Below are 22,358 nucleotides of genomic sequence, written 5' to 3'. Positions count from 1 at the left end.
CGTCAGGCGGTGCGGCGCATCGCCGCGTAGACGTGGTGGCCGTCGCCGACACTGGTCATGGTGACCAGCTCCCAGCCGTAGTTCGACAGGTGCTCCACCGCTTCCATCAGCGGCTGGAACGCCCTGCGGCCCCAGGTGTTGTTCGCCCTGACCAGCAGGTGCCGGTGGGGATAGGCACGCAGGTCGACCTGGCCGCCGAGGATGGCGTCGGCGGCGACGACCCGTTCCTGGGCGAGCTGCTGCGGGGGAATGAGAGCCATGCCCGGCAGGGTAGGGCGTTCCGTCGAACCTCGCGCGGGGACGGGCGGCACAATGTTTCACGTGAATCCAGAGCCGGGCGCGCAGATCCACTCCACCGATCCGTTCGCGGCGCCGGCCGCGCAACGCTCGCCGGTACGCCGGCTGCGCGGACGGCTGGCCGCCCCGGTGACGCTCTGGACCGCGCCCGGTCCGGCCGGGCTGACCGTCTCCTCCACGCTCGTGGCCGAGGGCGAGCCGGACCGCCTGCTGGGCCTGATCGACCCGGATTCGGACCTGTGGGCGGCCGTCGAGGAGGCGGGACGGTTCGCGGTGGCCCCGCTGGGCCCGCAGCACCGGCAGCTCGCCGACCGCTTCGCCGGCCTGTTTCCGTCGCCCGGCGGCCTGTTCGCGCTGGACGCCTGGACCGAGACGCCGTACGGCCCGGTGCCCGCGGACGCCGGCGGCTGGGCGGGCTGCCGCCTGGACACCGCCCGCGAGTACGGCTGGGGTCTGCTGGTCGAGGCCACCATCGAGTCGGTGGACCTCCCCCGGGACACACCCCCGTTGCTGCACTACCGGGGCCGCTACCACGACCTCCCCGGCTGACCCCTCGCGCCGACGATCATGAAGTTGGCCGCGTTCGGCGTCCGATTTGTCGCCGTCAACCTCATGATCGACGGGGTCGGGGTGACCGGTTAGCGGAGTGATGTGGGTCACTGGGCGCAGTGGGGGCGCCGTTCGGCGCAGCCGTCCGCCGCCCGGCGGCGGAGCCTTCCCGGGTCGGGAGCGCGCTCTCTACCGTGCGCGAAACTCCCCCACGCCTGCGAAGGTGGTGATCCACAGATGTCCACGGACACACCCGCGTCCGCACCCGCCGAGTCGGCGGCGGAACGGTACCTAGCCGTCCAGCGGTCGGACGAGTTCGCCGGGTTGCGTCGCGCGCTGCGCGGCTTCGTCTTCCCGATGACCGTCGCGTTCTTCCTGTGGTACGCGCTCTACGTCATCCTCTCCGCGTACGCGCGGGGATTCATGGGCACGAAGCTGATCGGCAACATCAACGTCGCCCTGGTCTTCGGCCTGCTCCAGTTCGTCTCCACGTTCCTCATCGCCTGGTTCTACTCGCGGTTCGCCAGCCGCCGGATCGACCCGGTCGCCGACCGGATCCGCGACGAGATGGGGGAGGTGACCCATGAACACGGTCCTCGCGGCTGAGGCGGGCAGCACCACCGCCCGGAACCTCACCATCACGCTGTTCCTGGTCTTCGTGGCGATCACGCTGGCGATCACCGTCTGGGCCAGCCGGCAGACAAAGACCGCCACCGACTTCTACGCCGGCGGCCGGTCCTTCTCCGGCTTCCAGAACGGCATGGCGATCGGCGGCGACTACATGTCGGCGGCGTCCTTCCTGGGCATTGCCGGGATCATCGCGCTCTACGGCTACGACGGCTTCCTCTACTCGATCGGCTTCCTGGTCGCCTGGCTGGTGGCGCTGCTGCTGGTGGCCGAACTGCTGCGCAACTCCGGCCGGTACACGATGGCGGACGTCCTGGCGTTCCGGATGCGGCAGCGGCCGGTCCGGACCGCGGCGGCGGTCTCCACCATCACCGTGTCGATCTTCTACCTGCTGGCCCAGATGGTCGGCGCGGGCGCGCTCGTGGCCCTGCTGCTCGGCATCAAGCCGGGCACCACGTTCCTCGGCATGGACGCCGACACCGCCAAGGTCGCCACCATCATCATGGTCGGCGCCCTGATGATCATCTACGTGACGGTCGGCGGCATGAAGGGCACCACGTACGTCCAGATCGTCAAGGCGTTCCTGCTGATGGGCGGCGCGCTGGCGATGACGCTGCTGGTGCTCGCCAAGTACAAGTTCAACCTGTCCTCGCTGCTCGGCGACGCGGCAAGCGCCTCCGGCAAGGGAGCGGCGTTCCTCGAACCCGGGCTGCGCTACGGCGTGGAGACACCCGGGGACGCGCTGAAGACGTTCTACAGCAAGATGGACCTGCTCTCGCTGGGCATCGCGCTGGTCCTCGGCACGGCCGGCCTGCCGCACATCCTGATCCGCTTCTACACCGTGCCGACCGCACGGGCGGCCCGTAAGAGCGTGCTCTGGGCGATCGGCATCATCGGCACGTTCTACCTGCTCACCCTGGCGCTCGGCTTCGGCGCTGCGGCGATCGTCGGCGGGTCGGAGATCACCGCGCAGGACAAGGCGGGCAACACCGCGGCACCACAGCTCGCCGAGAAGCTGGGGATTGACTTCCTCGGCGGGGACCTGGGCGGCGCGACACTGCTGGCGATCATCGCAGCGGTCGCGTTCGCCACGATCCTCGCCGTGGTCGCCGGCCTCACCCTGGCGTCGTCGTCCAGCCTGGCGCACGACTTCTACGCCAACGTGATGAAGAACGGGCAGGCGTCGGAACGGCAGGAGGTGAACGTCGCCCGGATCTCCGCGCTGGTGATCGGCGCGGTGTCGATCGTCCTGTCGATCTACGCGCAGAACCTCAACGTGGCGTTCCTGGTCGCGCTGGCGTTCGCGGTCGCCGCATCCGGCAACCTGCCGGCGATCCTCTACAGCCTGTTCTGGAAGCGGTTCAACACCTCGGGCGCGGTCTGGGCCATCTACGGCGGCCTGCTCGCCGCCGTGGTGCTCGTCTTCTTCTCGCCGGTCGTCTCCGGCGCGCCGACGGCGATGTTCCCCGACCACGACTGGCAGTGGTTCCCGCTGTCGAACCCGGGCATCATCTCGATCCCGTTCGGCTTCCTGTGCGGCTGGCTCGGCACGATCCTGTCCAAGGAGAGCGACGAGGAGAAGTACGCGGAGCTGGAGGTGCGCTCGCTCACCGGAGCCGGCGCCCACTGAGCACCACCGTCGAGCGGGGCCCCTGCCTTACGCGGGGGCCCCGCCTCGCGTGTATAGGCTGGCCGCCATGAAGGTCGCTCCCCGCTTCGGTACCGGACACCGCATCCTCGTCACCGGCGGCGCCGGTTTCGTCCCGTCCCACCTGGTCGACCGGCTCGTCGAGCGCGGCTGCGACGTCGTGGTGCTGGACAACTTCGTCACCGGGTCCAAGGACAACGTGGCCCACCTGCTGGACAAGCCGACCTTCACGCTCGTCGAGGCGGACATCTCCGACGGCCTGCCGAACCACCCGGCGATGACCGAGCGGTTCGACGCGATCCTGCACATGGCGTCCCCGGCCAGCCCCACCGACTTCGAGAAGCTGCCGGTGGAGATCCTCCGGGTCGGCTCGGTGGCCACGCTGGCGCTGCTGGAGCGGGCCACCGACGACAGCGCCCGGTTCCTGATGGCCTCCACCTCGGAGGCGTACGGCGACCCGAAGGAGCACCCGCAGCGCGAGACGTACTGGGGCAACGTCAACCCGATCGGCATCCGCAGCGTCTACGACGAGGCGAAGCGCTTCTCCGAGGCGGCCACCATGGCCTACCACCGGAGCCGGGGCACCGACACCGCGATCGTACGGATCTTCAACACGTACGGTCCGCGGATGCGCCCGGACGACGGCCGGGCCATCCCGACGTTCATCTCCCAGGCGCTGCGCGGCGAGCCGATCACGGTGCACGGCACCGGCAACCAGACCCGCTCGATCTGCTACGTCGACGACCTGGTGCGCGGCATCCTGCTGCTGCTCGACTCGACTGAGACCGGCCCGATCAACTGCGGCACCGAGCATGAGATGTCGATGCGGCAACTCGCCGAGACGATCGTGTCACTCACCGGAAGCACGTCCGAGGTGAGCTACATCACTCGCGCCTCCGACGACCCGGAGATGCGCCGCCCGGACCTGACCCTCGCCCGCGAACTGCTCGGATACGAGCCGAGCGTCACGCCCGAAGACGGCCTCCGACGCACGATCGAGTACTTCCGCGGGCGGCTCGGGTACTGAACCCGACGGGAACGCGGCTGACACCGGCGCGCGTACGAGGGCGACGGTGGCCCGGCCGACCTACCCTCGGTTACATGTCAGCGACCTCGTCTGCCGGCGCCCCGATCCCCCGCCACCTGAGCCGGGGCGCGGGCCGCGCCCAGGTTCCCGGCTCGGACCGGGCCGCCACCGGGCGCGCCCGGCCCTCGGAAACCAGGTGGTACCCCGCACACGACGAGGCGCCCCGCTCGGGCGGTCCCGGCGGCCCGGTGGGGCCGACCGGTCCCGGTGGTCCGGGCGGCGGCGGTCCGGGCGGGTCCGGGCGGCGTGGCCCCCGGCCGCGCTGGGGACGCATCGGCCTGGTGGCCGGCGTGGCGGTACTGGTGCTGGCGCTGCTCGGCGGCCTCGGCGCATGGTTCTACGCCCGCAACCTGGACGATGACCTGGCCCGCACCGACCCGTTCGCCGGGATCACCGGGGGGCGGCCGGCCAAGCAGGTCGAGGGCGCGTTCAACATCCTGCTCGTGGGCAGTGACTCGCGGGATCCGGACGCCCCGGTCGACGGGAGCGGCAAGTGGCGCGCGGACACCGTGATCGTCATGCACATCCCGGCCGACCACAAGAGCGCCTACCTGGTCTCGGTGCCGCGTGACCTGTACGTGCCGATCCCGGAGAGCGCGGGCGCGTCGTGCGACTCCGGCTCGCGCAACAAGATCAACGCGGCGTTCGCGTTCGGCGGCCTGCCGCTCGCGGTGAAGACCGTGGAGTGCTTCACCGACGTACGGATCGACCACGTCATGGCCATCGACTTCGGCGGCTTCAAGGAGGTCACCGACGCGCTGGGCGGGGTGGACCTCAAGGTGGAGCGGACCATCACCTCGATCCACAAGCCGTACCGGACGTTCACCAAGGGCGTGAACCACATGAACGGCGCAGAGGCGCTGGACTGGGTCCGGCAGCGCAAGCAGTTCCCGGACGGCGACTTCGCCCGGATGCGGCACCAGCAGGAGTTCCTGAAGGCGCTGATGGACAAGGCGGCGAGCACCGGGACGCTCACCAACCCGAAGAAGCTGAACGACTTCCTCAAGGCGGTGACCGCCGCCGTCACGGTCGACCAGGGATTCTCGTTGACCGACATGGCAGTGCAGTTCCGCAGCCTGCGGGGCGAGAACCTGACGTTCGTCACCAGCCCGCACCTGGGCGGCCAGACCATCGACGGCCAGTCCGTGGTGGTCTCCGACCGGGAGAAGGCGCTGGCGATGTACAAGGCCATCGCCGCGGACCGGATGGCCGAGTGGATGCAGGCCAACCAGAAGGGTTCGGGCGACAACGCGGGCGGCTGACGCCGGCACGACATGACCGGTAACGAGCGCTAGGGTCTCGCCACCACGGAGGCCAACCGCCGACCGGCTCCTTACCCCTGCCCGTTCGGCCACAACCCAAAGGTGTTGGCCGGTATTGACGGGAATTGCGCCCCTACGAGGTCGCGAGAACGGGAACAGATACGTAAAGTGGTCCCGCCCCCGATCACCGAGCTGGAGCACGCATGTCGGTCCAGACCAGCCGTCGCCCGCAGTCACCGGCACCCGGATCATCCGGGCGGGTCCCTCCGGTCATCCCCACACAGCCCGGTTCCGGCGGTCGCGGTCCCGGCGGTGGCAAGAAGAAGCGCACCAAGCGCAAGGACCCGCTCTGGGCGAAGCTCACGCTGGTGCTCGGCGCCGTGCTGATGGTGACCAGTGGTGTCGCGATCGTCGGCAGCAAGGCGGTCATCGGCCAGGCCACCAGCAACATCGCCCAGCGCAATCTTCTCGGCGAAGCGGGCAAGACCGAGGCTGAGGGCGGCAACAGCCTCGAAGGCCCGATCGACATGCTGCTGCTCGGCGTGGACGCGCGGGCCCGCTGGGCCGCCGACGACGTCCGGTCGGACACGATCATCGTGTTGCACATCCCGGCCAGCCACGACCAGGCCTACCTGATCTCGATCCCTCGGGACACCGAAGCCCGCATCCCGGCGTATGAGAAGAGCGGCTACCGAGGTGGCGTCGACAAGATCAACGCTGCCTTCTTCCACGGCGCGCAGAACGGCGGTGGCTGGGAGGGCGGTGCCCAGCTAATGGCCAAGACGATCAAGGGCATGACCGGCATCAGCTTCGACGGCGCCGCGATCATCAACTTCGGCGGCTTCAAGAACGTCATCGACGCGATCGGCACAGTCAACATCTGTGTGACCCAGGACGTCTCTTCGCTGCACATGTCGTACGTCGACGGCAAGCCGATGTGGAACGCGGACGCCAAGAAGACCGGCAAGAGGATGAAGCCGGTGAGCTACAAGAAGGGTTGCCAGGAGATGGAGGGGTGGCAGGCGCTGGATTACTCCCGGCAGCGCAAGACACTCCGCAACGGCGACTACGACCGGCAGCAGAATCAGCAGCAACTGATCAAGGCGATGGCGAAGAAGGCGAGCCAGAGCGGGACGTTGACCAACCCGATCAAGCTGAACGCGCTGATCAAGGCGGCCGGCAAGGCGTTCGTCCTGGACACTGGCGGTGTGTCGATCGAGGACTTCATCTTCACCATGAAGGGTGTGACCGGCAACGATTTGGTCATGCTCCGCACCAACGGCGGCACCTTCAACGGCAACGGCAACCGGGAGATCCTCAACGAGGTCAGCATGGACATGTTCAGGGCGGTCAAGAACGACAAGCTGGCCGAGTTCGTGGTGAACAACCCGGACGTCCTCTCCACCCGGAAATGACCCGCTGACCTGCGCGAAAGCGATACCGGTCGGCCGATCCCCCCGTAGCCTGACGTGAGCGTGTCTCATGTCGCGGCTACGGGGGGATCGTCACGTCCAGGCCAGCACGGAACCGACGCGGGCGGGGTGGACCCGCCCGCTGGGCCCGGTTCCTGCTCGGCACCGGGCTCGTGCTGGTCCTGCTCGCCACGCTCGGCGTCGCCGGGCTGCACTGGCTCACCTCGCGCTACGACCGCACCGTGGCCAAGGAGCAACTGCTCGACCCGGCCGCCCGGAACAAGCGGACCGACCTGGACGGCGCGCTCAACTACCTGCTGATCGGCTCGGACCACCGGCCCGGCGCGAACCCGGAGGACCAGCGCTCCGACAGCATCCTGATCGTGCACGTGCCGGCCGGGATGCGGCAGGCGTACCTGATCTCCGTGCCGCGCGACCTGCTGGTGGCGCTCCCCGCGGCGCCCGGCTTCCCCGGCGGCCAGGACAAGGTCAACGCCGCGTACGAGCACGGCGGCGGCGGTGAGGGCGGTGCCCGGCTGCTCAGCACCACCCTGAGCCGGCTCACCGGGATCCGCTTCGACGGGGCGGCACTCGTCGACTTCTCCGGCTTCAAGCAGGTGATCGACCAGCTCGGCGGCATCCGGATGTGCGTGGACACGCCGGTGCGCTCGATCCACACCCGGCACCAGTTCGACGCCGGCTGCCAGCAGATGGACGGCGCGCGGACGCTCGACTACGTGCGGCAGCGCTACGACCTGCCCGGCGGCGACTACGACCGGCAGCGGCACCAGCAGCAGATGCTGCGGGCGGTGCTCGACCGGGCGGGCGAGACGCGGCTGCGCAGCGACCCGGTCAAGCTGGACCGGGTGCTCCGCGCGGCCGGCGGGGCGCTGACCGTCGACACCAACGGCGTACCCCTGGACGAGCTGTTGTTCGCGCTGCGCGGCCTGCCCGCGGACGCCCTGCGCGGGGTCCAGGTGCCCTCCTACCCGCAGACCATCGACGGCGTCTCGTACGTGGTGCTGGACAACGGCGGCGGCGGGCTGTTCACCGCGCTGCGCGACACGCGCGTGCCGGAATGGGCCGGCGCCAACCCGCGCTGGGTCAACCGGCTCTGAGCGACGAGGGCGACTAGGCTTGGTGACCGTGTTCGGAGCCTCACTACCCAGCGTCCCCGCGTCGGCCGTGCCCGACGACGTCTACCTGCTCGACGTCCGCGAGGACGACGAGTGGGCCGCCGGTCACGCGCCGGCCGCCCATCACCTGCCGATGACCGAGCTGCCCGCCCGGCTCGCCGAGATCCCGCAGGACCGCGACGTCGCGGTGATCTGCCGCTCGGGCGGACGTTCCGCCCAGGTGGTCGGTTACCTCATGCGCAACGGCTGGGACCAGGTGCGCAACGTCGACGGCGGGATGGGCGACTGGGCCGCCGCCGGCCGTCCGGTGGTCACCGACGACGGGCAGCCGGGCCGGGTCGCCTGAGTCGGTGACGCGGCCATGACCGTCCCCCTGGTCTTCGCCCATCGCGGCGCCTCGTACGACCTGCCGGAGCACACGCTCGCCGCCTACCTGCGCGCTCTCGACGAGGGCGCGGACGGGCTGGAGTGCGACGTCCGGCTGACCCGCGACGGGCACCTGGTCTGCGTGCACGACCGCCGGCTGGATCGCACCAGCAACGGCCGTGGGCTGGTCAGCGCGCGGACGCTCGCCGAGCTGGAGGCGCTCGACTTCGGCTCCTGGCACCGGGCCGCGACGCTCGCCGAGGACGACGCGCCGCTCGACGAGTCGCACACCCGGCTGCTCACGCTGGAGCGGCTGCTCGACGCGGTGCTGGCCGCCGGGCGCCCGGTCCGGCTGCTGATCGAGACCAAGCACCCGTCCCGCTACCGGGGCGAGGTCGAGCGCCGCCTGGTCGAGATGCTGCGCCGGTACGGGCTGGCCGAGCCCCGCCCGGGCCATCTCGTCCAGGTGACTGTGATGTCGTTCTCGCCGCTCGCCGTACGCCGGGTCCGGGAACTCGCCCCGGCGCTGCCCACGGTGCTGCTGCTGGAGGTGCTGCCGCGTCTGCTGCCGCTGGGCCGGCTGCCGTTCGGCGCCCGGATCGCCGGCCCTGGTGTGGACCTCGTCCGGACCCGCCCGCGGCTGGTTCCCGCGCTGCGCGCCGCAGGCAACGCGGTGTACGTCTGGACCGTCAACGAACCGGAGGACCTGGAACTCGTGCTGGAAGCGGGCGTGGACGGGGTGATCACGGACCGGCCGGCCCGCGCGCTGGCCCGGTTGGGCCGGTGAGTCCCGTCGATCGGTACCGGCGACGGTCGACCGGCCGGGGGTGTCACGGACGCGGACGGCGCGGCACACTCGGGACATGCCGGAGCGAACCGACTACCCCGCCTTCATCGCCGGCCACACCGCAGTGATCAACATGATCAACTCGGGCGAGTCCGGTCTCGCCGTGCTCACCCGTCTGCTCCGCGAGGCCGAACCGTCGGTCGGCGCGGCCGGCCTGGTCTTTGTGGAGTTCACCCCGGCCGGGGGCCGGGTGATAGCGGCGACCGGCAGCGCCGAGTTCGTCCTCGGCCGCCCGCTGCCCGCCACCGACCCGGCCACCGTCTGCCTGCTCGCCGGCCCGCCGGTACGGGAGGTCCGGGTCGACGCGATCCCCGGTGCGCTCGCCGACGAGGTCGCCGGCCGGGGCCTCTGCCGGATGATCGTGGCGCGCGCCGAGATCGGCGGGCTCACCATCGGCAGCCTGCACGCGCTCTACCCGCTGGGCGAACCGCTGCAACCCTCGCAACGCGCCGTCATCGGCTACATCGCCGCCTGCATCGCCCACATGTACGGCGACCAGACCGGCCTGCCCGTACACGGGGACGGCCCGGTCGTGGCGGCGCTCGCCGACGGCCTCGCGGTGGTGGACCGGGACGGACGGGTCCGGCTCTGGAACCCGGCCGCGGTCGAGGTGACCGGCCGGCCGGCGGAGGAGGCGCTGAGCCGTCCGCTGCCGTTCCCGCTGCCGCCGCCCGGCCAGGTGCTCGACCACCGGCTGCCGGACGGCCGCTGGCTGCGGATCACCTCCGGCGAGCTGCCCGGCCCGAACGCGCTGCGGGTGGTCAGCTTCCGCGACACCACCGACCAGCAGCGGCGCGACCACGACCGGGACCTGTTCGTCGCGGTGACCAGCCACGAGCTGCGTACCCCGGTCACCGTGATCAAGGGGTACGCGGACACGCTCACCGACCACTGGGACTCGCTGAGCGACGGCGACCGGAGGCAGGCCGCCCGGATCATCGGCCAGCGCGCCAACGAACTGGCCCGCCTGGTGGACCGGCTGCTGACCGCCGCCACGGAGAACCGCCCCGGCGGTGAGCCGGCCGCGCCGTTCGACCTGGTCGACGCGCTGCGGTCGGCGGTGGCCGACCTGCCGGCCGACGTCCGGCACCGGGTCGTGCTCGACCTGCCCGCCGACCTGCCCAAGGCGCTCGGCGACCGGCACAGCCTCGCCACGGTGCTCACCGAGCTGGGCACCAACGCCGGGAAGTACTCGCTGCCGGACACGCCGATCGAGATCACCGCCGAGGCGAACGAGCGGACCGTCTCGTTCCGGGTGGCCGACCGGGGCATCGGCATCCGGCCGGAGCACGTGGAGCGGGCCTTCGACCGGTTCTGGCAGGGCGAGTCCGGCGACCGCCGCCGGTATCCCGGCGCGGGGCTCGGTCTCTATCTCGTCCGCCAGATCGTTGAACAGCAGAATGGATGGGTATCCCTCCGGCCCAGAGCCGGTGGCGGTACGGTCGCAGAGGTGCGGCTGCCCCGGGGTTGACCGGGGCGCTCACGGGCGGGGAAGGAACGACGTGTCGACTGGTCCGGCCGAACGGTCGTGGTGCGTGGTGGTGCCCCACGACGCCACCGGCGCGCGCCTGGCCCGGCACCGGCTCGCCGACGAGCTGACCGGTGTCGTACCCCCGGTCCTCGTGGCCGACCTGGTCGCGGTCCTCGCCGAACTGGTCGGCAACGCGGTCCGGCACGCCGACGCGCTGCCCGGCGGCGTCGTCCGGGTCGCCTGGCGGCTACGGACGACCGAGCAGGGGCCGAGTGTCGAGCTCCGGGTCACCGACGGCGGCGCCGGCGCCGGCCCGTGCATGCGTACCGCCTCGCCGGACGCGGCGGACGGGCGAGGGCTGCACATCGTCGCCGGGCTGGCCAGCGGCTGGGGCGTGGAGCGCGACGGCCTGGGCCAGAGTGTGTGGGCCCGGTTCGACCCGGTGCCGGTGCAGCGGACGGATCTGGTCGCCGCCGGCTGACCGACGCGGCGGGCGGGTCCGGCACCCACCGCCGAGACCCGGCATCTAGGCTGTCTCGCCATGGGCGAGCGGAGCGGAGCGGGCGCATGAGCAAGCGTCGGAAGAACCAGTGGGCCGGCGAGGCCACCCCGAAGCGGGAGAAGGTGCGCGACGTCTTCGTGCCCCGGCCGTTCGAGGGCCTCGCCGACGAGCCGGAGTGGATCGCCCTGCGCGAGCTGGTCCCGGCCGCCTCCGCGCCGCTGCGGCTGACCCCGGAACTGATCGAGGAGTACGGCGACCGGCCGGTCACGCTGGCCACCGTGCTGCCGATGGCCGCCCCGGCGATGACCAAGCCGGACGGGCGGGTCTTCATCGGCCTGCAACGGCACCAGCAGTCCGGCGACGTCTCCCGTGACCTGGCCGACGCGCTGATCTCCGCGTTGCGGACCGAGCCGGGCGGCCAGGTGAACGTGCCGCCGCTGCCCGGGCCGGGTCCCCGCCTCCAGGACATCCTGGTGGACGGCCCGCTGGAGATCAGCATGCACGAGGGGTTCGACTTCTGGCTCGACCCGGGCGCCGCCGACGACCCGAACGTCCAGGCGTCCCTGGAGCGGGCCAACTCGGCGATCTACCCGACGGTGAAGCTGGCCGCGGCGCGGGCCGCCTACTGGTGCCAGGTGCCGGAGAAGGCCCACGTGCGCCTGGTCCTGCCGGAGGACGAGGACACCGCGCTGGACGCGCTGTCCCGGCTCGCCGCCGCGGGCGCGCTGACGCTCGGCGACGACACGAAGTTCGCGGGCATGTTCCGGGCCCACGGGCGCCTCGCGCCGGTGTGGGACCTGCCGGAGGACACCCCGGCCGCCGAGTGGGAGGCGCCGGTGGCGGAGTTCGCCAAGCGCTACGCCGAGGCGGTCGCGGAGCGGGAGCCGCTCGACGCGGCCGGCCGCCGGGCCCGCCAGGGCCTGCTCGGCCGCCAGCTGACGCTGCGCTGACGTCTCCGGGTCAGGCGGCCCCGCCCTTCTCCCGCACCAGCGGGCAGGACATGCAGCGCGGGCCGCCCCGCCCGGAGCCCAGCTCCGACCCGGCGATGGCGATCACCTCGATGCCGGCTCGTTCCAGTTGCGCGTTGGTCTCCACGTTGCGCTCGTACCCGACGCAGAGCCGGGGCGCGAGGGCGAGCGTGTTGTTGCCGTCGTCCCACTGCTCGCGTTCGGCGGTGACCGGGTCGAGGCCGGTGTCGATCACCCGGAGCTGGTCGAGGTCCATCGCGTCGGCGGCGGCCCGCAGGAACGGCGCCGGGCCGTCGACCCGCAGGTCGTCGCCGTCCGCGCCGGCGATGACCGTGTACGCGGACAGCTGGTCGGCGACGTTCGCGTACATCAGGACGGCGTCGACGTCGACCATGGTGCAGATCGTGTCCAGGTGCATGGTGGCGCGCTCCTGGGCGATCGGCACCACCAGGATGGTGTGCGCCAGCCCGGCGGCGAACACCTGCCGGGCCAGCCGTTCCGCGCCGGCCGGGGTGGTGCGCTCGCCGACGCCGACGGCGAGCACCCCGGGCGCGAGCAGCAGCACGTCGCCGCCCTCCAGGTGCTCCAGCCGGGGGTGGTAGACGAACTCGGTGCCGACGAAGCGCGGGTGGAAGCGGTAGATCGCGTCGGTGAGCGTGGTCTCCCGCCGCCGGGCCGGCATGGCCAGGCTGGTCACTCCGACCCGGTCACCGATCCAGACCGACGAGTCGCGGGTGAACAGCAGGTTGGGCAGCGGGTCGATGACGAAGTCGTGCCGGTCCATGAGCGTCCAGACCAGACCGCCGGGGCGGTCGGCGCCGATCCGCAGTTCCTCGTGGGCGAGCCCGGCGGTGAGCACGTCGGCCAGCCCGGCCGGGTCGAGGTACGCCAGATGGTCGGCGACCCGGCGCCGCAGGGTGTGGCCGAGCCGGCGGGACCGCAGCACCTGGTCGGTCAGCTCGGCCCGGGCGTCCGCCACGGCGAGCGTCTCGACCAGCAGGTCGGCCAGGTAGAGCACCTCGACTCCGCGGGACCGCAGCGCCGCCGCGAACGCGTCGTGCTCCTCCTGCGCGCGTCCCACCCATGGGATAGCGTCGAACAGGAGACTGTCGTTGTTCCGCGGGGTGAGGCGGGCCAGTTCCGGTCCCGGGCGGTGCAGCAGCACCGTCCCGAGCCGGGCGACTTCGCTGTCCACATAGTGGGTCACTCCCGCAGCCTAGGGCAGGCTTGCGCACCATCCGGAAAAGAAGTGTGAATGAATATGGCATTCATCCACACTCACTCCGGCGGTCCAACTTGCCGAGCCCCCGGGGGCGCAACGTAGGGTAGTGGAGACATAACTTCGAGAGACCTTTTGCCGGAGGTCGCGATGACTGTCTTTCCCGCTCGTCGAGCCGTACCGAGCAGGGCACTGCCGCCCCGCACGGTGCCGCACTCCCGGGTCGAGCCCACCTCGGTGCTCGAGCCGGCCCGACCGACTCCGCTGGAGTGGGCCCGGCGTCGCCGGGCGGAGCGGGGGGCCCGCCGGTTGGAAGCGGCAGGGGCCCGCGCCCTGGGCCAGCTCGACCACCTCGGTCCCGCCTGGCACGTCATCGAGTGGCCCCGGACGGACCCGGCGGACATGCTGCTCGACCGCGGCCGCGACGACCGGGCCGGGTTCCTGGCCATCGGCCCGAGCGGTCTGTTCGCGGTCACCATCGCCGACCACGGCCGGGCCCGGGTGCTCGTGGCCGGAGACGTGGTCCAGATCAACGGCAAGCGCCCGCCGTACGTGGCGGAGGCGCGCCGGGACGCCAAGCGGGCCAGCAAGGCCCTCTCCGACGCGGTCGGCCTGCCGATCCCGGTGACCCCGGTGCTGACGTTCGTCGGCTCCGGGGTGATCAGCGTCTACGGCCTGCCGAAGGACTGCCTCATGGCCACCCACCGCGAGCTGGACCGCCTGCTCGTGGCCGGCGGGAACCGGATCAGTCCGGCCACCGCCGAGAAGCTCTCCCGCGTCGCGCAGGCGCCGGCCACGTGGTTCAACGGCACGTACCGTCCAACCGCCGACTACCGGTGGTATGACGAGGGCCGAACGGCCGCTGACAAGCGAGCCGCCCACCGGTAACGTCTCCGGCGACGCCACGCGGCCCACGGCACCGCCCCCGACTGGTTCCGTCGGTCCGCGCCGTCGCCGGCCGCCCGGCAGCCGATGCTTCCGCCGCACCGACCGGCTAGCGTGGACAGACCGTCGGTGTACATAGGAGGCGCGGTGGCCCACGTCGAACTCTCACTCTCGGAAGTGTTCGCGCCCGCGGCATCCACCGAGCAGGAGTCCGACAACTTCGGGCAGTGGTCCGGCATGGTCTCCCGGGCCGCCGAACCGTGCCTGCTGATCGACGAGGGCACCACCGTCGTGGCGATCTCCTCGTCCGGCTGTGACCTGCTCTGCCTGGGCGCCCCGGAGGACGTGATCGGCCTGCCGCTGCTGGAGGGCGGCCTGCGCCTGGTCGACTTCACCGCGAGCCCGAGCGAGCTGACCGAGCAGGAGACCGACAAGATCCCGCCGCTGCTCGCGCTGCACTCCGGGCGGCTCGCCCGCGGCCTGCTGCGGGTGCAGGGGCCCGGCTCCGACGCGGGCCGCACGGTCGACGCCATCTCCACGCCGGTGCTGACCGACGGCGCGGTGGCCGGCTCGCTCACCTTCCTCTCCGCGGTCTGACCCCCTCGCGGTCCGACCGGCACGCTTCACCCCGGGACGGTCCTGCTCCTACGATGGCCTCGGTCCCACCACACGACGACATCCCTCGATGCCCGAGGACGCCCCCGTGCCCCGCACCCCACACCCCCGACGCCGCCACCGCCCACTGGCGCTGCTGACGCTGCTCGCCCTCGCCGCCTGCGGCACCCCGCCGGAGCTGCGCACGCCACCCGCCGCCGCCACACCCGTCCCGGTCCCGTCCGCGTCCGCCACGCCCAGCCCGAGCGCCACCCCGGCCCCATCGGCGCCGGTCCTCCCGCCCACGCCCCCGCCGTCCGCGCCGTCCTCGGCGGCGCCCTGCCGGGGGCGGCCGTCCGGCGACCGGATCGTCGCGCTGCTGCGCGGCTCGGCAGGCGTGCTGCCCCGCGACGTCAAGGTGACGGTGGCGACCGGTCCGCTCTGCGCCGAGGGCTGGCAGTACACCGTGCTGACCGTCACCGGGCACGAGGAGTTGCAGGTGGTCACGCGCGGCGAGACCGGTACGCCGAGGCTGGTCACCGCCGGCACGGACGTGTGCGGCGTCGAGGTACGGACCGTGGCGCCAGCCGGCATCCGTACCCTGGCCTGCGACGGCACGCCGGGTGCGTAGGCTGGTCGGCATGCCGGGAACACCGCCGACCCGCTTCGTCTACCTGGGCCCCGAGGGCACCTTCGCCGAACAGGCCCTGCGTACGGTGCCCGCCGCCGAGCGCGGGGACCGCACGCCGGCCCGCAGCGTCGGTGAGGCGCTCGACGCGGTACGCGCCGGGGAGGCGGACGCGGCGCTGGTGCCGCTGGAGAACTCCATCGGCGGCGCGGTCGGGGTGACGCTCGACGAACTGGTCGAGGGTGACCCGCTGGTGATCACCCGCGAGGTCGTCCTGCCGGTGGAGTTCGTGCTGGCCGCCCGCGCCGGCACCACACTGTCCGACGTCCGCTCCGTCGCGGCCCACCCGCAGGCGTCCACCCAGTGCCGGGGCTGGCTGCGGGAGCACCTGCCCGACGCCACAGTGGTCGACGTGCTCTCCAACGGCGCCGCCGCGGCCGGTGCGGCGAGCGGCGAGTACGACGCCGCCATCTGTGCCCCGATCGGCGCGACCCGGCACCGGCTCGCGGTGCTGGCCGACAAGATCGCCGACCACCCGGACGCGGTGACCCGGTTCGCGCTCGTGTCCCGCCCCGGGCCGCCCCCGCCGCCCACCGGCGACGACCTCACCTCACTCGCGGTGTGCCTGGCCCACGACCGGGTGGGCGCGCTGCTGGCGGTGCTGATGGAACTGGCGGTGCGCGGCGTGAACATGACCCGGATCGAGTCCCGCCCGACCGGCGAGGCGCTCGGCCGCTACGTGTTCTTCCTGGACTGCGCCGGACACGTCGCCGACGTACGCCTCGGCGAGGCGTTGCAGGGGCTGCGCCGGGTCTGCGCCGACGTGCGGTTCCTGGGGTCGTACCCCCGGCACCGCTGGAGCACGGCGGCGGGTGACCAGCAGACGCCGGTGCCGCCCGGGCTCACCGACGCCGACTACGCCGACGCGGCGGCCTGGGTGGCCCGGCTGCGGGCCGGCGAGCTGAGCTGACCGGCCCGGGGCGACCTCGGCGGACGCCCCGGGCACCGGAGGGTCACTGCAGCAGGCCGCCGAGCACGCCGCCCTGCTGCTGGGAGCCGCTGCCGGCCACCGGAGGCTCCTCCGAGGGCTGGACCACGACGAAGCCCTGACCGGCGAAGCTCATCGTGAACGCCTCACCGGTGCTGCGGCCGAGCAGCGTGCCGAGCCCGAGCTGCTCGGCGCGGTGGTAGCCGGTCTGGAGGTTCGCCGACCAGCAGACCGCCGCCTGCGGGTCCACGTACGTCGGCGCGTCCACGTTGAGCACCACCGGGGTGCCCTTGGTGGTGACGGCGATCCGGCCGTGGCCGGTGAAGACGCAGTTGAACAGGCCGGACGAGGACGCGAAACCGGCGCCGCCGACCATCTTGATGTCGTACTGGAGCGTCGAGTCGAACGCCAGCACGCTGGAGCCGTTGATGGACAGCGCGTCGCCCGGCTCCAGGTCGATGACGTGCACGTCCTTGGCGAAGTCGGCGAGGAAGACGTCGCCGCGCCCGGAGACCTTCATCAGCGGCACGCCCTCGCCGGTGAGCCGCTGCTTGATGAACTTGCCGATGCCGCCGGAGCCGAGCGCCTGGAACTGCACCTGCCCCTGGTAGGCGACCATCGACCCGACCCGGGCCATCGCCTCGCCGTTCAGCTCGATCTTCAGCATCTTGGAGTTCTGCAACCGCATGCCCGGCTGCTGGGACTCCTTCTCAAGGTTCTCCGCGGAGAACAGCGCGCTGCGCATGGGTTTTCCTCCTGCATCAGGATCTGCCTGATCCGCAGGTTAGGGGACCGGCGCAACCGCCGGAATCAGCCGGGCGGGGACGCGCCGGAGGCCGGTCAGCCCCAGCCCAGGGCGTGCAGGCGCTCGTCGTCGATGCCGAAGTGGTGGGCGATCTCGTGCACCACGGTGATCGCCACCTCGTCGACGACGTCGTCGTCGGTGTCGCAGATCGCCAGGATCGGGTTGCGGTAGATCAGGATGCGGTCGGGCAGCACGCCGGAGTAGTCCCAGCCACGAGAGGTGAGGGAATGCCCCTCGTACAGGCCGAGCAGGTCCTCGCCCGGCGGCGGGTCGTCCTCCACCAGGATGACCACGTTGCTCATCAACCCGAGCAGTTCCTCGGGCACCTCGTCGAGCGCCTCGCCGACCAGTTCCTCGAACCGGTCCCGGCTCATCTCCACGGCCACGCGGCCCGGTCACTCCCTCCGGATCGGGCACACCGCACGGCGAGGGCGCCCCGCAGGACACCCCCGCCGTGCCGTACGCGATGTCAGGCCAGACGGGCGTTCAGCGTGATCTGCGCGCCCGGCGACAGCAGCCGGGAGATCGGGCAGTTCTCCTTGGCCGCCTCGGCGAGCTTGGTGAACTCGGCCTGGTCGATGCCCGGAACCTGGCCCACTGTCTCCAGGTCGATGCGGGTCACCGTCATGCCGGCGTCGGTCTTGTCGAAGTGCACCTTGGCGGTGGTCTCCACCGCCGTCTCCTGGGCGCCGGCGTCGGCGAGCTGCTTGGAGAGAGCCATCGAGAAGCAGCCGGCGTGTGCGGCGCCGATCAGCTCCTCGGGGTTGGTGCCCTCGCCCTCCTCGAAGCGCGACTTGAAGGAGTAGTTGCCGGACAGGCCGCCCTTGCCGGTGCGGACGGTGCCGGACCCCTCGGTGAGGTTGCCCTGCCAGCGAGCGGATGCGGTACGGATAGGCATGGCACCGACGCTAACCGAAAGCGGGCCGCCCCGCACCGGACCTCGGGGTCGCGATCCCGGCCGCCGGGAGCGGGCTGTGCCATGATTCGACGCAGGCCCGCGTACGGGAAGGGTGGCCATGTCGCAGGATCTCCCCGTTCCCCGGCAGGACAAGCGAATCCCCCTGCAGGACAGCCGGTCCGACGACACCACGATCGTCGAGTGGGGCGACGCCGAGCCGGAGTCGTCCGGCCGGGCCGCGCGCTCGCTCGCCGCGCTGGGCCGGGACCGCCGCCTGCCGCCCGTGCTCACCGGGCTCGGCGCGGTGGCCGCGATCGCCTCGCTGCTCGGCGAGTGGCTGGCGATCACGGTGCCGGCCGAGGCCCGGGGCGACGACGCGCCCGCCCGGCTGACCGGCGGCATCTCCGAGATCGGCGGGTTCGGTACGGCGTACCTCGTGGGCCTTCTCGGGCTGTCGGTCGCGGTGGGGCTGGCGCTGCGCGGTGCCCCCGCGGTACGGCAGCACGCCCGGCTGGCCGGGCTGGGTCTCGCGGCGGGCTTGCTCGGAGTGCTGGTCGCGACCGCCGGCTCCCTCGAACAACTGGCCCGGCGCATCCTGTTCTTCGTCGGCGAGCAGCAGCTGGAGGCCGAGCACGGACGCGGTCTGGTCAGCGCGTTCGTCGCCGTCGCGCTGCTGGCGGCCGCGCTGCACCTGGCCGGCCGGGCGGCCGGCGGGACGCCCGCCGACGGGGAGCCGGACGACGACCGGCCCGACCGCCGCCGCCGGACGGACGAGGACGACGTGCCACCGGCCCCGGCGGATCTGACGGTGCAGCCCACGGTGCCGTTCGCCGGCCCCGAACGGGCGTACTGAACCGGGTCCGCCGACGCGTCCGGCGGCCACCGGAGCTTCGCCGCCGATTCGCCGGAAAGCCGTGGTTGCCGCCCCTTCCGCGAGATACGGTTGCTGCCCGCCGTCCCATGGTCGCGGCACCGAGGACCTGGTCGGCCGGCGTGACGGCGGCGGGCGAAGGAGGAACCATGACCCGCCCGGGACTGCCCAAGCTGATCGCCACCGACCTCGACGGCACGCTCGTGCGCAGCGACGAGACCGTCTCCGCGTACACCCATCGGGTGCTGGACCGGGTGCGGTCCGCCGGGATCCCGGTGGTCGGCGCGACCGGCCGCGGACCGCGTCTGACCGAACTCACCCGCAACGACATCCGGGCCGCCGACTTCCTGGTGATGGCCGGCGGCGGCCGGGTGGTGGACCAGAGCGACCCGGAGGGGCCCCTGGTGCTGCGGGACGAGCGGCTGCCCGGCGAGGTGCTGGCCCGGATCCTCACCGACCTGGAGGCTGCGGTCGGCCCGCTGACGGTGATGGTGGAGGCGTCGGACGAGCACGACGCGCCGCTCTGGGGCGACTACCACCCGAGCTGGCCCTACCCGGACCGGTTCGAGGCCCGCAGCCGGGTCGAGTGCCTGTCCTGCGACGTGATCAAGGCGTTCGCGCGTACCGCCGACCACCACGTGGACGAGCTGCTGGCCGCGGCGCGGGCGATCGTGCCACCGGACGTGGCCACGCTCACCCAGGCCGGGCTCGACTTCGTCGAGATCTGCCCGCCCCGCACCGACAAGGCCAGCGGGCTGAGTGTCATCGCCGAGCGGCTCGGCGTGGACCCGGCCGACGTGCTGGTCTTCGGCGACCAGCCGAACGACCTGCCGATGTTCGACTGGGCCGGCTGGGCCCGGGTGGCGGTGGCGAACGCCCACCCGGAGGTGCGCGCCGCGGCGGACGAGATCACCTTGCGCAACGACGACGACGGGGTCGCGGTCTACCTGGACCGGCTACTCTCCCGGTGATGGAAGATCCACCTCGCCTCGTCGCCTCCGACATCGACGGCACGCTGCTGCGCGACGACCGGACGCTCAGCGCGCGTACCGCCGCGGTGCTGGCCCGCATCAACGCCGCCGGCACGCCGGTCGTCCTGGTCACCGGCCGTCCGATCCGCTGGCTCCAGATGGTGTACGAGCAGCTCGCCGAGCCGCTGCCGGCGATCTGCGCCAACGGCGCGGTGGTGTACGACCCGGTCACCGACCAGGTGCTGCGGGCCGACCCGCTCGCCCCGGAGCTGCTGGCGGAGGTGGCCCGGCGCCTGCGCGCCGAGGTGCCCGGGGTGAGCTTCGCGGTGGAGATCGTGGACAGCCGGCAGATGCGGCACGAGGCGCACTACCCGCTGCGCTGGGACGCCGACCTCGACGCGATCCGGGCCGTCGAGTCGCCCGAGGAGCTGCTGTCCGCGCCCGCGGTGAAGCTGCTGGCCCGGGCCGGTGAGCAGGACCCGGACGTCTTCGTGCGGGTGGTGGCGGGCGCGCTGGAGGGGCTGGCCGAGGCGACCCACTCGTCGTACAGCGGGCTGATCGAGATCTCGGCGGCCGGCGTCACCAAGGCGGCCGGTCTGGCCTGGTACGCGGAGCGTCTCGGCATCGGCGAGCGGGACGTGCTGGCCTTCGGCGACATGCCCAACGACGTGCCGATGCTGGCCTGGGCGGGACGGGCGGTGGCCGTCGCCAACGCCCACCCGGCCGTACGCGAGATCGCACACGAGGTCACCGGGCCCAACACCGAGGACGGCGTCGCGGCGTACCTGGAGAAGGTCTTCGGGGTGGACTGAGCGGCCGGGGCGCGTGACGCGCCCCGGCCGACGGGTCACAGGTACTGGCCGGGCGCGTGGCCCTCGCCGCCGGGCATCCCCGGCATGCCCGGAATCACGCCGCCCGGGCCGCTCGGCAGCGCCTGGCGGCCGGAGCGCATCTGCTCCAGCTGGACGCGGGCGGCCATCTGCTGGGCCACCAGCGCGGCCTGGATGCCGTGGAACAGCCCCTCCAGCCAGCCCACCAGCTGGGCGTGCGCGATGCGCAGCTCACCCTCGCTCGGCGCCTGCTGCTCGGTGAACGGCAGCGAGATCCGCTCCAGTTCCTCGCGCAGCTCGGGGGCGAGGCCCTCCTTCAGCTCGACGATCGAGCGCTCGTGGATCTCCCGCATCCGGTGCCGGCTCGCGTCGTCGAGCGGCGCCGCCTTCACCTCCTCCAGCAGCTGCTTGATCATGCTGCCGATCCGCATCACCTTGGCCGGCTGCTCGACCAGACGGGTCGGGTCCTCGCCCTTGCCCTCGTCGGTCTGCACCGTGCCGACCGGGCGGCCGTCCGGCCCGACCACCACCACGGTGCCGGGGATGCCATCGTTGCCCTGTTCGTCGTCGTGTCCGGCGGAGTGCGCTTCGGTCATGGCACCCATCTTTACCCACGCCGACCATGTGCACGCGGCCGGACCGGTGGACGCTACCGTCGCCGCATGCTCTCCGACCCGCGCGAGGTGCTGACCCGCCCGTCCCCGCCCCCGGATGCCACCGTCTCCTACGGCGACCACCCGGACCAGTGTGCCGACCTGCGCCTCCCGGCGGGCGACGGGCCGCCCCGGCCGCTCGTGGTCGTGGTGCACGGCGGCTTCTGGCGGGCGGAGTACGACCGGACCCACACCGGCCCGATGGCGGCGGCGCTCGCGGCGCTCGGCCACCCGGTCGCGCAGATCGAGTACCGGCGGACCGGCCGGCCGGGCGGAGGGTGGCCGCACACGCTCACCGACGTCCGCGCCGGGATCGCCGCGCTGCCGGAACTCGCCGCCGCCGCGCTGCCCGGCCGGGTGGCGCCCGTGCCGCCGATCCTGGTCGGTCACTCCGCGGGCGGGCACCTGGCCCTGTACGTGGCCGCGCACGCCCCGGAGACGGTCGGTGGGGTGCTCGCGCTGGCACCGGTGGCCGACCTCGCGCAGGCGTACCGGCTGGACCTGGACGAGGGGGCGGTGGCCGCGCTGCTCGGCGGCGGCCCGGAGGAAGTGCCGGACCGGTACGCGGCGGCCGATCCATCGGTATTGGTACCCATCCAAACACGCACAGTAGTCATTCACGGTGATCAAGATATGCAGGTTCCGATCGCGATCAGCCGGTCCTGGATAGCCGCAGATCAGGCCGCCGGAGGCTCGGCCACGCTCGTTGAGCTGCCCGAATGTGAGCATTTCGGGCTGATCGCACCGGGCTCCACCGCATGGCCCCGGGTCGCCGAGGCGTTGCGGTCGCTTCACGATGATCTTCCGGGCATTGACGCAGCGTCGTCGACCAGGTAGAACGCCG

At 72.4% G+C, this 22,358-nt stretch carries 26 protein-coding genes; 20 read left to right on the top strand and 6 right to left on the bottom strand.

The genetic code is table 11. The features are described from left to right. Window positions 1-2: 2 nt before the first annotated feature. Window positions 3-260, bottom strand: coding sequence for a hypothetical protein (locus ACN27C_RS09025; RefSeq protein ID WP_047890511.1), 258 nt, complete (start codon window positions 258-260; stop codon window positions 3-5). Here ACN27C_RS09025 and ACN27C_RS09020 point away from each other — a divergent pair. The 12 genes from ACN27C_RS09020 to ACN27C_RS08965 all read left to right on the top strand — a co-directional run bounded on the left by ACN27C_RS09020 (window position 250) and on the right by ACN27C_RS08965 (window position 12,154). Next, on the top strand, window positions 250-846 hold the full coding sequence (locus ACN27C_RS09020; RefSeq protein WP_422750916.1) for a flavin reductase family protein: 597 nt from the start codon (window positions 250-252) through the stop codon (window positions 844-846). The two genes, ACN27C_RS09025 and ACN27C_RS09020, sit on opposite strands and share 11 nt — an antisense overlap. 237 nt (window positions 847-1,083) lie before the next feature. After that, window positions 1,084-1,452, top strand: a complete 369-nt coding sequence (locus ACN27C_RS09015; protein WP_047890513.1) for a DUF485 domain-containing protein — start codon at window positions 1,084-1,086, stop codon at window positions 1,450-1,452. After that, on the top strand, window positions 1,430-3,103 hold the full coding sequence (locus ACN27C_RS09010; protein WP_121683655.1) for a solute symporter family protein: 1,674 nt from the start codon (window positions 1,430-1,432) through the stop codon (window positions 3,101-3,103). The genes ACN27C_RS09015 and ACN27C_RS09010 overlap by 23 nt, the downstream gene beginning before the upstream one ends. Before the next feature lie 67 nt (window positions 3,104-3,170). Further along, a complete protein-coding gene (locus ACN27C_RS09005; RefSeq protein ID WP_422750915.1) occupies window positions 3,171-4,148 on the top strand; it encodes an NAD-dependent epimerase/dehydratase family protein in 978 nt (325 codons plus the stop codon). Between the two features lie 74 nt (window positions 4,149-4,222). Further along, on the top strand, window positions 4,223-5,470 hold the full coding sequence (locus ACN27C_RS09000) for an LCP family protein (RefSeq protein ID WP_357898557.1): 1,248 nt from the start codon (window positions 4,223-4,225) through the stop codon (window positions 5,468-5,470). Between the two features lie 203 nt (window positions 5,471-5,673). Beyond that, the gene (locus ACN27C_RS08995; RefSeq protein ID WP_422750914.1) at window positions 5,674-6,885 is read left to right on the top strand and encodes an LCP family protein; all 1,212 of its coding nucleotides are present in this window, start codon (window positions 5,674-5,676) and stop codon (window positions 6,883-6,885) included. 179 nt (window positions 6,886-7,064) lie between these two features. Then, complete coding sequence (locus ACN27C_RS08990) at window positions 7,065-8,000, top strand: LCP family protein (RefSeq protein WP_052166194.1); 936 nt, start codon at window positions 7,065-7,067, stop codon at window positions 7,998-8,000. Between the two features lie 28 nt (window positions 8,001-8,028). Further along, window positions 8,029-8,364 (top strand): rhodanese-like domain-containing protein, encoded by a 336-nt coding sequence (locus ACN27C_RS08985; protein WP_026268379.1) that lies wholly within the window; start codon window positions 8,029-8,031, stop codon window positions 8,362-8,364. A 15-nt stretch (window positions 8,365-8,379) separates the two neighbouring features. Beyond that, window positions 8,380-9,171: a glycerophosphodiester phosphodiesterase gene (locus ACN27C_RS08980; RefSeq protein WP_120572578.1), complete on the top strand. Its 792-nt coding sequence runs from the start codon at window positions 8,380-8,382 to the stop codon at window positions 9,169-9,171. Between the two features lie 76 nt (window positions 9,172-9,247). Next, the gene (locus tag ACN27C_RS08975; protein ID WP_422750913.1) at window positions 9,248-10,702 is read left to right on the top strand and encodes an ATP-binding protein; all 1,455 of its coding nucleotides are present in this window, start codon (window positions 9,248-9,250) and stop codon (window positions 10,700-10,702) included. A gap of 31 nt (window positions 10,703-10,733) precedes the next feature. After that, a complete protein-coding gene (locus ACN27C_RS08970; protein WP_120572576.1) occupies window positions 10,734-11,183 on the top strand; it encodes an ATP-binding protein in 450 nt (149 codons plus the stop codon). An 86-nt stretch (window positions 11,184-11,269) separates the two neighbouring features. After that, window positions 11,270-12,154, top strand: coding sequence for a DUF5926 family protein (locus ACN27C_RS08965; protein WP_422750912.1), 885 nt, complete (start codon window positions 11,270-11,272; stop codon window positions 12,152-12,154). 10 nt (window positions 12,155-12,164) lie between these two features. On the opposite strand, the gene ACN27C_RS08960 is transcribed toward ACN27C_RS08965, so the two are convergent. After that, window positions 12,165-13,379 (bottom strand): arginine deiminase, encoded by a 1,215-nt coding sequence (locus ACN27C_RS08960; protein WP_120572574.1) that lies wholly within the window; start codon window positions 13,377-13,379, stop codon window positions 12,165-12,167. Between the two features lie 162 nt (window positions 13,380-13,541). Between ACN27C_RS08960 and ACN27C_RS08955 the strand changes: the two genes are divergently transcribed. The 4 genes from ACN27C_RS08955 (at window position 13,542) to pheA (ending at window position 16,468) form a co-directional block, all read left to right on the top strand. Next, window positions 13,542-14,279, top strand: a complete 738-nt coding sequence (locus ACN27C_RS08955; protein ID WP_120572573.1) for a hypothetical protein — start codon at window positions 13,542-13,544, stop codon at window positions 14,277-14,279. Window positions 14,280-14,423: 144 nt separating this feature from the next. After that, window positions 14,424-14,873: a hypothetical protein gene (locus ACN27C_RS08950; RefSeq protein WP_120572572.1), complete on the top strand. Its 450-nt coding sequence runs from the start codon at window positions 14,424-14,426 to the stop codon at window positions 14,871-14,873. 88 nt (window positions 14,874-14,961) lie between these two features. After that, entirely contained in the window at window positions 14,962-15,501 is a 540-nt protein-coding gene (locus ACN27C_RS08945; RefSeq protein WP_422750911.1) for a hypothetical protein, read from the top strand. A 10-nt stretch (window positions 15,502-15,511) separates the two neighbouring features. Next, window positions 15,512-16,468, top strand: a complete 957-nt coding sequence (gene pheA, locus ACN27C_RS08940) for a prephenate dehydratase (RefSeq protein WP_120574083.1) — start codon at window positions 15,512-15,514, stop codon at window positions 16,466-16,468. A 43-nt stretch (window positions 16,469-16,511) separates the two neighbouring features. Here pheA and ACN27C_RS08935 read toward each other — a convergent pair whose 3' ends face one another. The 3 genes from ACN27C_RS08935 to ACN27C_RS08925 form a co-directional block, all read right to left on the bottom strand. Then, the gene (locus tag ACN27C_RS08935; protein WP_120572570.1) at window positions 16,512-17,231 is read right to left on the bottom strand and encodes an AIM24 family protein; all 720 of its coding nucleotides are present in this window, start codon (window positions 17,229-17,231) and stop codon (window positions 16,512-16,514) included. 95 nt (window positions 17,232-17,326) lie between these two features. Next, entirely contained in the window at window positions 17,327-17,671 is a 345-nt protein-coding gene (locus ACN27C_RS08930; RefSeq protein ID WP_181726620.1) for a metallopeptidase family protein, read from the bottom strand. 89 nt (window positions 17,672-17,760) lie between these two features. Continuing rightward, window positions 17,761-18,189: an OsmC family protein gene (locus ACN27C_RS08925; RefSeq protein ID WP_013289315.1), complete on the bottom strand. Its 429-nt coding sequence runs from the start codon at window positions 18,187-18,189 to the stop codon at window positions 17,761-17,763. 118 nt (window positions 18,190-18,307) lie between these two features. Between ACN27C_RS08925 and ACN27C_RS08920 the strand changes: the two genes are divergently transcribed. The 3 genes from ACN27C_RS08920 (at window position 18,308) to ACN27C_RS08910 (ending at window position 20,843) form a co-directional block, all read left to right on the top strand. After that, window positions 18,308-19,042: a hypothetical protein gene (locus ACN27C_RS08920; RefSeq protein WP_422750910.1), complete on the top strand. Its 735-nt coding sequence runs from the start codon at window positions 18,308-18,310 to the stop codon at window positions 19,040-19,042. 167 nt (window positions 19,043-19,209) lie between these two features. Beyond that, complete coding sequence (locus tag ACN27C_RS08915) at window positions 19,210-20,031, top strand: HAD family hydrolase (protein WP_091413415.1); 822 nt, start codon at window positions 19,210-19,212, stop codon at window positions 20,029-20,031. Then, window positions 20,031-20,843, top strand: a complete 813-nt coding sequence (locus ACN27C_RS08910; protein WP_121683704.1) for an HAD family hydrolase — start codon at window positions 20,031-20,033, stop codon at window positions 20,841-20,843. The genes ACN27C_RS08915 and ACN27C_RS08910 overlap by 1 nt, the downstream gene beginning before the upstream one ends. Window positions 20,844-20,878: 35 nt before the next feature. Here the strand turns inward: ACN27C_RS08910 and ACN27C_RS08905 are convergent, their stop codons facing one another. Continuing rightward, window positions 20,879-21,466 carry a bacterial proteasome activator family protein gene (locus tag ACN27C_RS08905; RefSeq protein ID WP_120572567.1) on the bottom strand — a complete coding sequence of 196 codons (588 nt, stop codon included), beginning with the start codon at window positions 21,464-21,466 and terminating at the stop codon, window positions 20,879-20,881. A 57-nt stretch (window positions 21,467-21,523) separates the two neighbouring features. On the opposite strand from ACN27C_RS08905, the gene ACN27C_RS08900 reads away from it, so the two are divergent. After that, window positions 21,524-22,351, top strand: coding sequence for an alpha/beta hydrolase family protein (locus ACN27C_RS08900; RefSeq protein WP_422750908.1), 828 nt, complete (start codon window positions 21,524-21,526; stop codon window positions 22,349-22,351). The last annotated feature ends 7 nt before the right edge of the window (window positions 22,352-22,358 follow it).

The organism is Micromonospora sp. WMMD1219 (assembly GCF_049315215.1).
GTDB classification, from domain to species: domain Bacteria; phylum Actinomycetota; class Actinomycetes; order Mycobacteriales; family Micromonosporaceae; genus Micromonospora; species Micromonospora tulbaghiae.
Note: the sequence above shows the minus strand (reverse complement) of the source record. Positions and strands in the feature narration are given on the sequence as shown.